At 53.5% G+C, this 14922-nt stretch carries 15 protein-coding genes; 9 read left to right on the plus strand and 6 right to left on the minus strand.

Annotated elements, in window-relative coordinates; all coding sequences use genetic code 11:
* The first annotated feature begins 29 nt into the window (after nt 1–29).
* The 3 genes from NXS97_RS23060 to rnd all read left to right on the plus strand — a co-directional run bounded on the left by NXS97_RS23060 (nt 30) and on the right by rnd (nt 3725).
* The gene (locus NXS97_RS23060) at nt 30–623 is read left to right on the plus strand and encodes a Slp family lipoprotein (protein ID WP_013026011.1); all 594 of its coding nucleotides are present in this window, start codon (nt 30–32) and stop codon (nt 621–623) included.
* A gap of 204 nt (nt 624–827) precedes the next feature.
* On the plus strand, nt 828–2504 hold the full coding sequence (fadD, locus tag NXS97_RS23065) for a long-chain-fatty-acid--CoA ligase FadD (RefSeq protein ID WP_147301583.1): 1677 nt from the start codon (nt 828–830) through the stop codon (nt 2502–2504).
* A 99-nt stretch (nt 2505–2603) separates the two neighbouring features.
* Nucleotides 2604–3725 carry a ribonuclease D gene (gene rnd / locus NXS97_RS23070; protein ID WP_013026009.1) on the plus strand — a complete coding sequence of 374 codons (1122 nt, stop codon included), beginning with the start codon at nt 2604–2606 and terminating at the stop codon, nt 3723–3725.
* A gap of 51 nt (nt 3726–3776) precedes the next feature.
* On the opposite strand, the gene minE is transcribed toward rnd, so the two are convergent.
* The 3 genes from minE to minC are packed head-to-tail and all read right to left on the minus strand — an operon-like array spanning nt 3777 to nt 5594.
* Complete coding sequence (minE, locus tag NXS97_RS23075) at nt 3777–4046, minus strand: cell division topological specificity factor MinE (protein ID WP_010616394.1); 270 nt, start codon at nt 4044–4046, stop codon at nt 3777–3779.
* Between the two features lie 3 nt (nt 4047–4049).
* On the minus strand, nt 4050–4862 hold the full coding sequence (gene minD / locus NXS97_RS23080) for a septum site-determining protein MinD (RefSeq protein WP_014593844.1): 813 nt from the start codon (nt 4860–4862) through the stop codon (nt 4050–4052).
* Nucleotides 4863–4895: 33 nt separating this feature from the next.
* Nucleotides 4896–5594: a septum site-determining protein MinC gene (gene minC / locus NXS97_RS23085; RefSeq protein WP_116219763.1), complete on the minus strand. Its 699-nt coding sequence runs from the start codon at nt 5592–5594 to the stop codon at nt 4896–4898.
* Nucleotides 5595–5747: 153 nt separating this feature from the next.
* Between minC and NXS97_RS23090 the strand changes: the two genes are divergently transcribed.
* The 3 genes from NXS97_RS23090 to NXS97_RS23100 all read left to right on the plus strand — a co-directional run bounded on the left by NXS97_RS23090 (nt 5748) and on the right by NXS97_RS23100 (nt 7488).
* Nucleotides 5748–6023, plus strand: a complete 276-nt coding sequence (locus NXS97_RS23090) for a YcgL domain-containing protein (RefSeq protein ID WP_013026005.1) — start codon at nt 5748–5750, stop codon at nt 6021–6023.
* 295 nt (nt 6024–6318) lie between these two features.
* Nucleotides 6319–6978 (plus strand): fumarylacetoacetate hydrolase family protein, encoded by a 660-nt coding sequence (locus tag NXS97_RS23095; RefSeq protein ID WP_014593843.1) that lies wholly within the window; start codon nt 6319–6321, stop codon nt 6976–6978.
* 63 nt (nt 6979–7041) lie between these two features.
* Entirely contained in the window at nt 7042–7488 is a 447-nt protein-coding gene (locus tag NXS97_RS23100) for a YcgN family cysteine cluster protein (RefSeq protein WP_013026002.1), read from the plus strand.
* 41 nt (nt 7489–7529) lie between these two features.
* Here NXS97_RS23100 and dsbB read toward each other — a convergent pair whose 3' ends face one another.
* Nucleotides 7530–8060, minus strand: a complete 531-nt coding sequence (gene dsbB / locus NXS97_RS23105; RefSeq protein WP_024472129.1) for a disulfide bond formation protein DsbB — start codon at nt 8058–8060, stop codon at nt 7530–7532.
* A gap of 380 nt (nt 8061–8440) precedes the next feature.
* Here dsbB and fadR point away from each other — a divergent pair, with 380 nt between their 5' ends.
* Nucleotides 8441–9160: a fatty acid metabolism transcriptional regulator FadR gene (gene fadR / locus NXS97_RS23110; RefSeq protein WP_013026000.1), complete on the plus strand. Its 720-nt coding sequence runs from the start codon at nt 8441–8443 to the stop codon at nt 9158–9160.
* A 39-nt stretch (nt 9161–9199) separates the two neighbouring features.
* On the opposite strand, the gene NXS97_RS23115 is transcribed toward fadR, so the two are convergent.
* Nucleotides 9200–10735, minus strand: a complete 1536-nt coding sequence (locus NXS97_RS23115; protein WP_116219761.1) for a SpoVR family protein — start codon at nt 10733–10735, stop codon at nt 9200–9202.
* 503 nt (nt 10736–11238) lie between these two features.
* Between NXS97_RS23115 and NXS97_RS23120 the strand changes: the two genes are divergently transcribed.
* Both NXS97_RS23120 and dadX read left to right on the plus strand, forming a co-directional pair.
* Nucleotides 11239–12540, plus strand: coding sequence for a D-amino acid dehydrogenase (locus tag NXS97_RS23120; RefSeq protein WP_116219760.1), 1302 nt, complete (start codon nt 11239–11241; stop codon nt 12538–12540).
* Nucleotides 12541–12558: 18 nt separating this feature from the next.
* Nucleotides 12559–13629, plus strand: a complete 1071-nt coding sequence (dadX, locus tag NXS97_RS23125) for a catabolic alanine racemase DadX (RefSeq protein WP_014593840.1) — start codon at nt 12559–12561, stop codon at nt 13627–13629.
* Here dadX and NXS97_RS23130 read toward each other — a convergent pair.
* Entirely contained in the window at nt 13622–14815 is a 1194-nt protein-coding gene (locus NXS97_RS23130; RefSeq protein ID WP_104933416.1) for a multidrug effflux MFS transporter, read from the minus strand. The two genes, dadX and NXS97_RS23130, sit on opposite strands and share 8 nt — an antisense overlap.
* Nucleotides 14816–14922 lie beyond the last annotated feature (107 nt).

Here is a 14922-nt window from a genome sequence, read left to right on the forward strand (position 1 = left end):
TCTAAACAGCAACTTTCAGGAGAATACCCATGTCAATTCGTCGTCACGGTGTTGCCGGTCTGCTACTGGCCTGCGCCCTGGTTTTAAGTGGTTGTGTTTCAGTGCCGGATAACATTAAGGGCAATTCCGCCATGCCCCAGCAGGACTTATTGCGGGTGATGAAAGATCCGGCCATCTATGTCGGTCAGGAATCGCGCTTTGGCGGCAAGGTGGTTAACGTGTTCAACCGTAACGGCAAAACCCGGCTGGAAATAGCGACGCAGCCGCTGGATGAGGGCGCGCGTCCCGTACTGGGCGCCAGCTCTGTGGGTCGCATCTATGCCGACATTCCCGGCTTCGTCGATCCGACGGATGTCAAAGATCAGTACGTTACGGTGCTCGGTACGATTAAGGGCACGGAGCAGGGCAAAATTGGCGAGGCCACCTATCAGTTTGTGGTCATCGACGTTCGTGGCTATCAGCGCTGGCATCTGACGCGCCAGATTGTTGCGCCTCCGCAGCCCATTGACCCGTGGATTTGGTATGGCCCGACGCGCCATCGTGGGGGCTACTGGGGACCTAACCCGTACTGGGGAATGTATAACAGCGGGCCCGCACAGGTTGAAACTATCCTGACACAGTAAGCATTACCTGTTTTATTCAGCCCGGTAGCGGTGCTCGCTGCCGGGCTTTTTATTTGTATTGTCTGCAAAGACGAAATTTAGTGATGGACTTCGCAACCTCAACATGACAAGAAGAGCAAACTGGTACAATCAGTTAAAATATTGTTAACAAATGCGATTGTCGAGGCGGCGATGAGTACACAACAAGATTATCGGGGTGAATCCTTGAATAAGGTTTGGCTAAAACGCTACCCGGCAGACGTCCCTGCCGAAATTAATGCTGATCGTTACCGCTCTCTGGTTGATCTGTTTGAGCAGGCCGTTGCCCGTTACGCCGGGCAACCTGCTTTTTACAACATGGGTCAAAAGATGACCTATCGCCAACTGGACGAAAAAAGTCGGGCCTTTGCCGCCTATCTGCAACATGAGTTGAAACTGAAACAGGGCGACCGTGTTGCCCTGATGATGCCTAATCTGCTGCAATATCCGGTTGCGCTCTTTGGCGTTTTGCGGGCCGGAATGGTCGTGGTCAACGTCAACCCACTCTATACGCCGCGCGAATTAAAACACCAACTTAATGACAGCGGTGCCAGCGCGATCGTTATTGTCTCTAACTTTGCGCATACGTTAGAAAAAGTCGTCAGCGAGACCGCGATCATACACGTTGTTCTGACCCGCATGGGCGACCAGCTTGCACCGGTCAAAGCCACCCTTGTGAACTTTGTGGTGAAGTATGTGAAGCGACTGGTACCAAAGTACCATTTGCCGGGTGCGATAGCGTTTCGCCACGTACTGGAAGCCGGAGAGAAAATGCCGTATCAGCGCCCGGATGTCAGTAATGAGGATCTGGCGTTTCTGCAATACACGGGCGGCACGACAGGCGTGGCGAAAGGTGCCATGCTGACGCACCGGAATATGCAGGCAAACCTTGAACAGACGAAAGCCACCTACGGCAAGCTGTTACGGGATGGCAAGGAGTGCGTTGTCACAGCGTTACCGCTTTACCATATCTTTGCGCTGACCGTTAACGGCTTGCTGTTTGTTGAGCTGGGTGGGCAGAATCTGCTGATCACCAATCCGCGTGATATTCCCGGTTTTGTTAAAGAGATCGCCAAATATCCGTTTACCGCCATTACCGGCGTGAATACGTTGTTCAACGCGCTGCTTAATGACGATGGCTTTACCAAACTCGATTTTTCTACCCTGCGCCTCTCTGCCGGGGGCGGGATGGCGGTACAAAAGGCAGTCGCTGAGCGCTGGGAAAAACTCACCGGCCACTATTTACTGGAAGGCTACGGTCTGACCGAGTGCTCTCCGCTGGTCTCCGTCAATCCTTATGACATCAGCTGCCACACGGGCAGTATTGGCTTACCGGTGCCCTCAACGGACGTGATCATTCTGGATGAAAACGGCAATGAAGTGCCAACCGGAGAGCCCGGCGAATTGTGTATCCGGGGTCCGCAGGTGATGCATGGCTACTGGCAGCATCCGGAGGCCACGGCAGAAGTCCTGAAAAATGGCTGGCTCCACAGCGGGGATATTGTTACCGTTGACCACGAAGGATTTATCCGTATCGTGGACCGCAAAAAGGATATGATTCTGGTGTCAGGTTTTAACGTCTATCCGAATGAAATTGAAGACGTTCTGATGCAGCATCCCAAAGTGCGCGAAGCGGCTGCGATTGGCGTGCCCAGCGAACTGTCGGGCGAGGCGGTGAAGGTCTGTGTGGTGAAGAAAGATCCCTCGCTGACCAAAGAAGAGCTGCTCGATCACTGTCGTCGTCAGCTCACCGGCTACAAAGTGCCGAAAATCGTTGAGTTCCGCGATGAACTACCCAAAACGAATGTAGGAAAAATTCTGCGTCGTGAACTGCGCGACGAGGTGAAAACCCACACGGGTTGATTCACCGTCAGGATTCAGGTTGAACGCCGGCTCTGTCCGGCGTTTTTATTGCTTTTAACATGGAGCACCGCACGTTGTCGGCTGCGGTGAAAACTGAACGTGAACTATTCCCTGATCGATAACGATGATCGCCTGGCCGAGGTGTGCAACAAAGCACGCCAGCATACGGCCGTCGCCCTGGATACGGAATTTGTCCGTACCCGTACCTACTATCCACAGCTGGGACTGATTCAGCTGTTTGATGGCGAACAGCTGGTGTTGATCGATCCGTTACCTGTCCGTGACTGGTCACCGTTTATCGAACTGTTAACGGATACCCGCGTCACGAAATTTTTGCACGCGGGCGGCGAAGATTTGGAAGTCTTCCTGCACCGTTTTGCTGTATTGCCACAGCCGATGATTGATACACAGATTCTGGCGGCCTTTAGCGGTCAACCGCTTTCCTGGGGATTTGCCTCCATGGTGGCGCACTTTACCCAGGTCGAATTAGATAAGAGTGAGGCGCGCACGGACTGGCTGGCGCGTCCGCTGACGGAACGGCAGTGCCAGTATGCCGCTGCCGACGTGCATTACCTGTTGCCGATTGCTCATCAACTCATGCAACAGGTTGAGCAGGCAGGGAACATGGCGGCGGCGCTGAGCGAATGTGAAAACCTGTGCCAGCGTCGGCTGGATAGCTTAGCGCCGGAAGATGCCTGGCGCGATATCACCAATGCCTGGCAGCTGCGTCCGCGCCAGCTGGCGGCGCTGCAACGCCTGGCGGCCTGGCGGCTCAAGGTTGCCCGAGAAAAAGACATGGCAGTGAATTTTGTGGTGCGGGAAGAGAACCTGTGGAAAGTCGCCCGTTTCATGCCGGGCTCGCAGGGTGAGTTAGATCACCTGGGCTTATCTGGCCATGAGATTCGTTTTCACGGCAGGGCGATGCTGGCGCAGGTCGCAGACGCAGCCGGACTGGCTGAAAGCGAGCTGCCGCCGCCGTTAAGCAATCTGGTCGATCATGTGAACTATAAGCGGGCGTTTAAAGCGATCAAAGCACTGGTGCAGCAGGTAAGTGAGCAGAGCGGGTTTAGTCAGGAGCTGCTGGCATCGCGCCGACAGATCAATCAGGTACTGAGTCAGCACTGGGGGCTGAAGCCACAAAACCGCGAACCTGAACTGTTAACTGGCTGGCGAGGCGACGTGCTGAAACCCGGCATTATGACCATCCTTGCCGAGATGTAAGAAATTTCCCCTGCCAGTACAGCGCAGGGGAAAATCAGGAAACGGTCGACGTCATTTAGGCACGTCTTCCGTTTCGGGTAGCGTGACGTTCAGTTCCAGAATGGAGATATCATCCCCTTTCTGGTCGAGTTGAACCGTCACCATGTCCGGATCAATCTTCACGTACTTGCAAATCACTTCGAGAATGTCGCGCTTAAGTTGCGGAAGATAGTGGGGCTCACTGTCGCCCCTTCTCCGTTCTGCCACAATAATCTGTAGCCTTTCCTTGGCTATGTTGGCAGTGTTCTTCTTCCGGGATAAAAAGAAATCAAGTAATGCCATGGTTTATCCCCCGAACAGGCGTTTCAGGAAACCCTTCTTCTCTTCTTCAATAAAGCGGAAGGGGCGACTTTCACCGAGTAACCGGTCAACGGTATCGGCATAGGCTTTACCAGCATCAGACTCACCATCGAGAATTACCGGCTCACCCTGGTTAGAGGCACGAAGAACCGACTGGTCTTCCGGGATGACGCCGACCAGAGGAATACGCAGGATTTCCAGAACATCTTCCATGCTCAGCATATCGCCACGATTCACGCGGCCAGGATTGTAACGGGTCAGCAGCAGATGCTCTTTAACCGGTTCCTGGCTGGTTTCCGCACGGCGGGATTTGGAAGAAATAATACCGAGAATACGGTCAGAGTCGCGTACAGAGGAAACTTCCGGGTTCGTGGTGATGATGGCTTCGTCGGCAAAATAGAGCGCCATTAACGCACCGGTTTCGATGCCGGCCGGCGAGTCACAAACGATGAAGTCAAACGCCATCTCTGCCAGATCGTTCAGCACCTTCTCAACACCTTCGCGGGTAAGGGCGTCTTTGTCGCGGGTCTGTGAGGCAGGCAGAATATAAAGTTGTTCTGTGCGCTTATCACGAATCAATGCCTGGTTCAGCGTGGCATCACCCTGAATGACATTAACAAAATCATAAACCACACGGCGTTCGCAGCCCATGATTAAATCAAGGTTACGCAGGCCGATATCAAAGTCGATGACAACCGTTTTTTTGCCTTTCTGCGCTAAACCGGTGGCGATGGCCGCGCTTGACGTGGTCTTACCAACGCCCCCTTTACCGGATGTAACTACAATAATGCGTGCCATAAATGTTGATTTCCTTAACGAAAGAAAAGGGGCCTAATTAAGTGTCTGGATAGTCAGCGCGCCGTCCTGAAGGCAGAGGCGTGCCGCTTTAGCAAAAAACGCTTCGGGGATTTGATCCATGATCCAGTACTCCCCGGCGATAGAAACCAACTCTGCTGCCAGGTTGGTGCAAAAAATCTGGCAATCTCTGTCACCGCTGGCACCCGCCAGCGCGCGGCCGCGCATCATGCCATAGATATGAATATTGCCATCGGCAACCAGTTCCGCGCCGGCGCTGACGCTGCTGGTGACAATCAAATCCGCATTGCGGGCATAGATTTGCTGACCAGAACGCACCGGCGTGTTAACGATGCGTGTTTTCGCCACCAGCGCTTCCGTCGCAACGGGTTTTGACTCCGGCTCCGGCGCTTCGCGCTTGTGGCTCTTTTTACCTTCGGCCAGCACCGGAAGACCGACGCGGGCGATCATTTTTTTCAGCGCCTCGTCTTTGCATCCACTGACGCCGACGATACGGAGCCCCGTTGCGCTGACGGCCTGCTGCATCTGTTTCCAGTTTACGGCCGCATCAAGGGCCGCAACATTCAGCACCACGGGTGCGTTTTTCAGGAAATCTGGAGCCTGGTCAATTTTGTCCTGTAGCGCTTTGCGGATCACCTCTGGCTCATGGTGATGCAAATGAACAACGGACAAGGTAAAACTGCTTCCCTTAAATTCGATTGGCGATTGCGGCATCTGTCCCGACTCAGTCCTGTTTTACTACCCTGTGCTAAGCGATCATAAAAGCATCGTTAAAGCGCGATCGGCGAATATTCGAAGTACTGCAAGCATGTTATAGTTACCGCTATATTCAAACAAGCCTCACGGCTGGTTAATTCGAGTAAAAATATGTTTTGTGTGATCTACAGAAGTCCCGTCCGCGACCAGACTTATCTCTACGTTGAAAAAAAAGACGATTTTTCGCGCGTTCCTGAGGCCCTGCTAAAAGGCTTTGGTAAGCCTCAGTTAGCGATGGTGGTGAACCTGGCCCAGCGCGACAAACTGGCCAATGCGGACATCAATAAAGTGAAGCAGGGGTTAAGCGAGCAGGGATATTATTTGCAAATTCCACCACCCATCGAAAGTTTGTTAAAAACGCATCTCGAACTGGATAGAAAAGATTAACTCGGATTGTTCCTTTAATATAAATTTTGCAGGGCCGTCATCAGCAAATTTATATTCCCGTGAGGCTGAATAATAATTGCACAGTCGCGCCGCTGCGGCGCGCTGTTTGCAACCTGACCGGTCAGATGAAGGCGGCGACGCACAAATAGCCTGGCTGACTTATTGACAATTCTCGCGCATCTGTCAGGTTTATGCATCTCAGTGATAGCTGGCAGGCTGGCTTTAGGTGTTGTCTGTCAGTAACGTCAATCCGCCGACATGACTGGCATTTCGGCACTCTAAGCAGGGGATTAGCATGTATCAGCATCGTAACTGGCAAGGCGCTTTGTTAGATTATCCCGTGAGCAAAGTGGTTTGCGTGGGCAGCAACTATGCGAAACACATCAAAGAAATGGGCAGTGCGACACCGACCGAGCCGGTTATTTTTATTAAGCCGCAAACGGCCTTGTGCGATCTGCGCCAGCCTTTATCTGTTCCCGATGCGTTTGGTGAAGTGCACCACGAAGTTGAGCTGGCCGTACTGATAGGCACCACCCTGAAGCAGGCTTCAGAAGCGCACGTGGCGCAAGCGATCGCCGGTTACGGTGTGGCGCTGGATTTAACCCTGCGTGACCTGCAGGCAGGCTTAAAAAAAGCCGGGCAGCCGTGGGAAAAAGCGAAAGCCTTTGATAACGCCTGTCCGGTCTCGGGATTTATTCCGGTCGCTGAGTTCTCAGGCGACCCGCAGAATACCGAGCTGAAGCTGGTGGTCAACGGTGAGGTTCGCCAGCAGGGCAACACCGCCGATATGATCCACAAAATTCTGCCGCTGATTGCACATATGAGTCAGTATTTTACCCTGCATGCGGGTGATGTCATCCTGACCGGCACGCCTGAAGGCGTGGGGCCGATGCGCTCGGGCGATACGCTTGAGGTTTCTGTTGCGGGCCACGGCATCAGCACGCGGGTACTCTAAAACTTGCATCATCGCGTCAATATCTTTATAAGGTGCGGTTTAGGCTAAATCTGGACAATCATCATGACTGAAACCCCTTTCTGGCAACATAAGCGCCTGGCACAAATGAGCGATGAGGAATGGGAATCCTTGTGTGATGGTTGTGGCCAGTGCTGCCTGAACAAATTACAGGACGCCGATACGGATGAAATCTATTTCACCAACGTCGCCTGTAATCAGCTCAATATAAAGACCTGTCAGTGTCGCAATTACGAACGTCGGTTTGAATTTGAAGAAGACTGTATCAAGCTGACGCGCGAAAACCTGACCACCTTCAACTGGCTGCCCCGTACCTGCGCCTACCGGCTGCTGGGCGAGGGGAAGCCGCTCCCGGCCTGGCATCCGCTGCGCGCGGGCTCCAAAACCGAGATGCATGCTCAACGTATTTCGGTGCGTTATATTGCGGTGCGAGAAAGCGAAGTGCGTGACTGGGAAGATCACATTATTGATAGGCCGGATCGTAACGGCTGATGCACATACATTAAAGGCTGCCAGTGGCAGCCTTTTTAACGTTAGCGGCCAAATAAATCCCGGCGCTTAGGTTTTAACGGCTGCGCGATCAGAACCAAAATGCCGACCAGCAGATAGGCAGCGAAAACACCGATCATCCACTGTGGCATGCTGAGCGACAGGAATTCCCACCCACGATCTGAACAGTCTCCGCTGGCGACGAACACCGACGGTAGCCATTTATCCAGCGGCAGCCACGTTGGAAAACGGGCCGCGAAATCACAGGTCACAAAAGGATTGGGATGCAGCAGGATCATCGTGTGTTCGTAAGACAGCCGCAGGCCTTCCCAGGCGCTGTAGATCCAGACCAGAATGGCCACCAGCCGTAACGGTGAACGTGGCAAAAGAAACCCGATAAGCCCTGCAGCCACTACGCCAAACAGCGCACAGCGCACATAAATACACATTACACAGGGTTTGAAGCCCAAACCATACTGGAACCACAACGCCGTAAGCTCCAAGGCCAGTGCAGAGAGGGCCAGTAATAACCAGGCCCCGCGACCACGCGAACATTGGTTTAAATATCGCAACATATTGCATTCCCTGTAAACGTTAATGCCCCGCAGTGTAAACCAAAAGTCGCTGCGCGCCATCCTGCGTTGGGTAAAAATTATGTACAAACATGACCTGGCACTGATCCAGATTAATGACTTAACAAAAATTCTGATAACCGCGTGATATTGATGTTCTTTTGCGCGTTAAATCCCGCAAGCAAGGGAACCGCGTGGTGGCAATGCGCCCGCCCAAAACGCTGAGGTAAGGCTGGCGTAAATACGGCCGTAATGATCGCGGTAATCTGTCTTAATTTTGTGCTAAACCGCGCTTTTAATGGTTGTGCAGTCTGTATCCGCTATAGGGCGTCTGGTATGATGAGTCCCCATTACGATCCAGAAAGCAATGAGAACACACAGTTATGGTTATTAAGGCGCAGAGTCCAGCCGGATTTGCTGAAGAGTATATAATTGAAAGCATCTGGAACAGCCGTTTTCCGCCTGGATCCATTCTTCCTGCTGAACGTGAGCTTTCTGAACTGATTGGTGTAACACGTACCACATTGCGCGAAGTGCTGCAGCGTCTGGCGCGTGACGGCTGGCTGACGATTCAGCACGGCAAACCTACTCGCGTGAATAATTTTTGGGAAACCTCGGGTCTTAATATTCTTGAAACCCTGGCGCGTCTCGATCATGACAGCGTACCCGCCCTGATCGATAACCTGTTATCTGTCCGAACCAATATTTCTTCGATCTTTATCAGTCGCGCCTTACGCCATTATCCAGAGAAGGCACGCGAGGTGCTGGAAGCCGTAAACAGTGCTGAAGACCAGGTAGACAGCTATACCGAACTGGATTACCGGGTGTTTCGCGGGCTGGCGTTCGCATCAGGCAACCCAATTTATGGCCTGATCCTCAATGGGCTGAAAGGGCTTTACACCCGCGTTGGACGCCACTACTTTTCCAACCCGGAAGCGCGTAAGGTGGCACGCGATTTTTATCAAACGCTGCTCAACCTGTGTGACAAAGAGCCTACTCAGGACGAAATCGTTGAATGTGTCCGTCGCTATGGTCGTCAGAGTGGCGATATCTGGCATTCGATGCAAAAAACGTTGCCGGACGATTTAGGCAGCAAACGTTAATAAAAAACCGGACATGGCGTCCGGTTTTTTTTATTCCGCTTAAAGCGGGGCGTTGCGCGGTGGATTACGGTCCAGTAGCTCAACGCTCCCGTCTTCGTTTTGCTGTTCCAGAATAACGTCAAATCCCCATAGTCGTTGCACGTGTTTAAGCACTTCCCGGCGGCTTTTGTCCAGCGGCGCACGGCTCTGCGGGACATAGCGCAGCGTCAGGGAACGATCGCCGCGCAGGTCGACGTTGTAAACCTGAATGTTGGGCTCCAGGTTACTCAGGTTGTACTGAGCGGAGAGCTGTTGACGAATCGCACGGTAGCCCGCCTCATCGTGGATGGCAGCGATCTCCAGAAAGTTATTACGATCGTCATCCAGTACGGTAAACAGGCGGAAATCGCGCATAACCTTTGGCGACAGGAACTGACTGATAAAACTTTCATCCTTGAATTCCCGCATCGCGAAATGCAGGGTTTTTAGCCAGTCAGAACCGGCAATATCCGGGAACCAGTAACGATCTTCTTCGGTTGGCGACTGGCAAATGCGCTTGATGTCCTGGAACATCGCAAAACCTAATGCATAGGGGTTAATCCCGCTATACCACTGGCTGTTATACGGTGGCTGATAGATGACGTTGGTATGGCTGTGGAGAAATTCCATCATGAAGCTCTCGGACACTTTGCCTTCATCGTACAGGTGGTTCAGGATGGTGTAGTGCCAGAAGGTGGCCCAGCCTTCATTCATGACCTGGGTTTGTTTCTGGGGATAGAAATACTGGCTCACCTTACGCACTATGCGCAGAATCTCCCGCTGCCAGGATTCGAGCAGGGGTGCGTTCTTTTCCATAAAGTAGAGCAGGTTTTCCTGCGGCTCTGAAGGGTAACGCGCGGCCTCAACCAGCGTGGCTTCTTTCTCTTTGCGCGGCAGCGTACGCCAGAGCGTGTTCACTTGACTCTGCAGATACTCTTCACGGCTTTTTTGCCGCGCTTTCTCTTCCTGCAACGAAATTTTCTGGGGACGCTTGTAGCGATCAACACCGTAGTTCATCAACGCGTGGCAGGAATCAAGCAGGCGTTCCACTTCTTCAACCCCGTAACGCTCCTCGCAGTCAGAAATATAATTCTTTGCAAACAACAGATAATCCACGATGGAGCTGGCATCGGTCCAGCTACGAAACAGGTAGTTATTCTTGAAGAAGGAGTTGTGCCCGTAGCAGGCGTGCGCCATCACCAGCGCCTGCATGGTCATCGTGTTCTCTTCCATCAGATAGGCGATGCAGGGATTGGAATTGATCACGATTTCGTAAGCCAGGCCCTGCTGGCCGTGCTTGTAGCGCTGCTCGGTCTCAATAAATTTTTTGCCAAAAGACCAGTGCGAGTAGTTAATGGGCATCCCTACGCTTGAGTAGGCGTCCATCATTTGCTCTGAGGTGATCACTTCTATTTGGTGCGGGTAGGTATCCAGACCGTAGTGTTTGGCTACGCGGTCGATTTCAGCGAGATAGACATCGAGCAGGTCGAAGGTCCAGTCGGGTCCATCGCTGATGCGTTTGCTGTCCATGAGTGAATCGTCAAAGATTGTTGTCATAGCGCACCTCTGTTTTGGCGAACGGACTCACGCGGTGGGGTTGCCCGTTGCGATTTATTTAAGGCTCTTCCTGAGAAAGGGAACCCAAAAAAACTGAGTGAACATATCAATGATAGTTCACTGTCGCTTATCCGATCCGGGAACTCAAACGAATTCTTTGGCAGAAAAATCATTTCAGGTTTAAGGGGTTGGGATTAAATAGCTCTACCGACTACATTGCAGGTATTTATTAGCACAATATTCTGGAATTGGGCCAAAAGGCGCGCTTTGAATGATTCTCCTGAAAGTGGTGGAATTAACTATAGACAATGTCATTTATGCCTGCTTTTTTTACTATTGGCGCATAACTCTCTGAATTTAAGTGGGTGAAATGATTTTAGTTACCTGCGGATGAAAAAAGAGGTGAAATAGTTGAATTGTTTAGAGGATGTTTCCACTTTGTGATCACACTGAATGTAAACCATTGCACAGTGGATTATGCTTTTTAATTTCGCGGGGGACTTATGCACGTAGTGATTCTTGGGAGTGGCGTAGTAGGGGTAACGAGCGCGTGGTATCTGGCGCGTGCCGGACACCAGGTCACCGTGATCGATCGTCAGCCTCAGCCTGCGATGGAAACCAGTGCCGCCAATGCCGGGCAAATCTCCCCCGGTTATGCTGCCCCCTGGGCGGCGCCGGGCGTGCCGCTTAAAGCGATGAAGTGGATGTTTCAGCGCCATGCGCCGCTGGCTATCCGTCTGGACGGCAGTCGCTTCCAGCTCGAATGGATGTGGAACATGCTGCGCAATTGCGATATGCGTCACTACCAGCAAAACAAAAGCCGTATGGTCCGCCTGGCCGAATACAGCCGTGACTGTCTCAAAGCGTTGCGTGCGGAAACCGGCATCGCCTATGAAGGTCGTCAGGGCGGCACGCTGCAGCTGTTTCGAACCCAGCAGCAGTTCGACAGCGCCAGCAAAGATATTGCGGTGCTACGCGAGGCCGGTGTGCCCTATGAATTGCTGGAGGCGCACCAGCTGGCCAGCGTGGAACCGGCACTGGCAGCAACACAGCATAAACTCACTGGCGGCTTGCGCCTGCCTAACGATGAAACCGGCGATTGCCAGCTTTTCACGCAGCGTCTGTCCAAAATGGCTGAAGAGGCTGGCGTTGTCTTCCGGTTTAATACGCCGATCGATCAGCTCCTGCGTGACGGTAATCGTATTTATGGGGTGAAGTGCGGTGAGGAAGTGATCAAAGGTGACAGCTATGTGGTCGCGCTGGGATCCTACTCAACCTCATTGATGAAAAACATCGTCGATATTCCTGTTTACCCGCTCAAAGGCTATTCCCTGACCATACCGGTGACCAATCCCGATGCCGCCCCGGTTTCAACGATCCTCGATGAAACCTATAAAGTGGCGGTGACACGCTTCGATAACCGTATTCGCGTCGGCGGTATGGCGGAGATTGTGGGTTTTAACACCAAACTGCTTGAGGCGCGTCGCGAAACGCTGGAGATGGTGGTCACAGATCTCTATCCTGAGGGGGGAGATGTCAGTCAGGCCAGCTTCTGGACCGGTCTGCGTCCCATGACGCCAGACGGGACGCCGGTGGTCGGTGCCACGCCGCTTTCGAATCTTTTCCTGAATACCGGCCACGGCACCTTGGGATGGACAATGGCGTGCGGCTCCGGTCAGTTACTGGCTGACGTCATATCCGGTACCTCATCCGCGATAGCCGCGGACGATCTTACCGTCTTTCGTTATTTACCCGGTTTTGCGGCGACCCGATCGCCGCTTCGTAACGTTAACGCAGTACGTTAAGCCTTCAGGGAGAGGAATATGTCACGTCCAATTGTCGCGACCATCGATCAACAGGCGTTGCGACATAATCTGGCGATTGTGCGCCGGGCGGCCCCGACGTCACGCGTCTGGTCAGTGGTAAAAGCCAACGCTTACGGTCACGGCATCGCCCGCGTATGGGAAAGCCTGTCCGCCACGGATGGTTTCGCGCTACTCAACATGGAAGAGGCCATTTTGCTGCGCGAGCAGGGTTGGAAGAAGCCGATATTGCTGCTTGAAGGCTTTTTTCACCCTGACGATCTGGCATTGATTGATCGCTACCGGCTGACGACCAGCGTGCACAGCAACTGGCAAATTCACGCCCTAGCAAACGCCACGCTCTCTGCGCCCGTTGATCTCTATCTCAAGATCAACAGCGGCATGAACCGGCTGGGGTTTCGTCCTGAACAGGTCAACGGAATCTGGCATAAGCTGCGTGCGCTCGAAAATGTCGGAGACATTACCCTGATGGCGCACTTTGCCGATGCGGAAAATCCTGACGGAATCGTCGAGCCGCTTAAACGCATCGCACAGGCTACGGAAGGGCTGGACAGTCCAGTGTCATTATCCAATTCGGCCTGCACGTTGTGGCATCCTGAAGCGCATTACGACTGGGTACGTCCGGGCATCATCTTGTATGGCGCTTCGCCAAGCGGGAACTGGCAGGATATCGCCAGCAGCGGGCTAAAACCGGTCATGACACTGAGCAGTGAGATTATCGGCGTACAGCAGCTGCAGGCCGGTGATGGCGTCGGCTATGGTTATCGCTATCATGCAACCCAGCCGCAGCGTATCGGCGTGGTTGCCTGCGGTTATGCGGACGGCTATCCACGTCATGCGCCGACAGGAACACCTGTTGCCGTTGACGGGATAATGACGCAGGTTGTCGGCGCGGTTTCGATGGATATGATAACGGTGGATCTCACGCCGTGCCCGCAGGCTGGCATTGGCTCGTCCGTGGAGTTATGGGGGGAAAATGTCAAAATCGATCAGGTGGCGAAAGCAGCCGGAACGGTGGGCTATGAGCTGATGTGCGCGCTGGCCCCACGCGTTCCGGTTAAAATCAGTTAACGGCGGTAATCCGGCTTTGCATTTTCTTACTGCAGCGCCAGGCCAGGAAGGCCAGCGCTGCGCCCAGCAGCATCATCAACGTTAATGACAGTTTCTCCGCTACCGGCAGAGCCACCACGATCAGGCTGCCTGCTGCGCCTCCCGCCATCTGGATAAATCCCTGCAGCGCCGAGGCCACGCCTGCCTGCTGCTGATAGGGTTCCAGCGCATAGCTGGTGGCTGGCCCAACGGTGAAAGCCAGCCCGGCTACGGCGACCGCCACCGGGAACATATACAGCGCCCAATGGAACTGCAGGCTGTCAGGCAACAAGGTCATTCCCGCCACGAGCAGAACGGCACCCGTCAACATGGTGATAAAACCGATGGCAAGGCAAAACGGTCGGCCCGCTTTGCGAATCGCTTTATTCACCACCACGCTGACCAGCATGATCCAAAAACCATTTGCACCAAAGGCAAACGAGAAGGCCAGAGGCGAAAGTCCCCCTTCGGTCATTAATACCTGCGGGGCCAGCGAGACATAGGTCAGCACCATCCCCAGCGCGCCGGCATTGGCAAAGGCAAACGCCAAAAAGCGCGGCTGGCGAAGAATCGCGGCGTACTGGTTTACCGGAAGGCCCTTCACGCGCAGCGTATCCGCCGGACGCGTTTCAGGCAGCCAGATGATGACCATCAGCATCACGACTGTCGCATAGGCACACAGGAACCAGAACGGCGCGCGCCAGTCGAAGGCGCTGGCCAGAATGCCACCCAGCAACGGCGCCAGAGCAGGCACAATATTCAGTGCCCCGTTCAGGAAGCCGTAAGCCCGGGCGGCGTCATCACCACTGAGTCGGTCACGCACGCCGCTAAAAGCCACCACCGCGCTGCAGCAGACCGCGCAGCCCTGAACCAGTCGGGCAATTAAAAATAGCGGGAAAGTGGTCGCCGTCGCGGCAATGACGCTGCCGGCGATGTACAGCGCCAGGCCCAATAAGGCGACGGGCTTACGGCCATAGTTGTCCACCAGCGGGCCACTGACCAACTGTCCCAGCCCCATAATCAGTAAGAAAAGCGGGATCGTGGTTTGTACCAGGGCGACGGGCGTCGATAAGCCTTCAGCAATCTGCGGCAGCGTGGGTAAATAGAGATCAATGCCTAAAGGTGCCAGCAGCACCAGGCTCAATAGCAATAAGGTATATTTTTGCATAGCAACCAGAGGGTAAACGTTCGATAAAGCGAGGAAAGAGGGTAATGATTAACAGCGAAAAAGGAAAGCAAATTACCTGGAGAAATGGCGATGCCTGCTGAAACAGG

The sequence above is a fragment of the Pantoea sp. B623 genome (assembly GCF_024814475.1).
Classification (GTDB): Bacteria; Pseudomonadota; Gammaproteobacteria; order Enterobacterales; family Enterobacteriaceae; genus Pantoea; species Pantoea ananatis.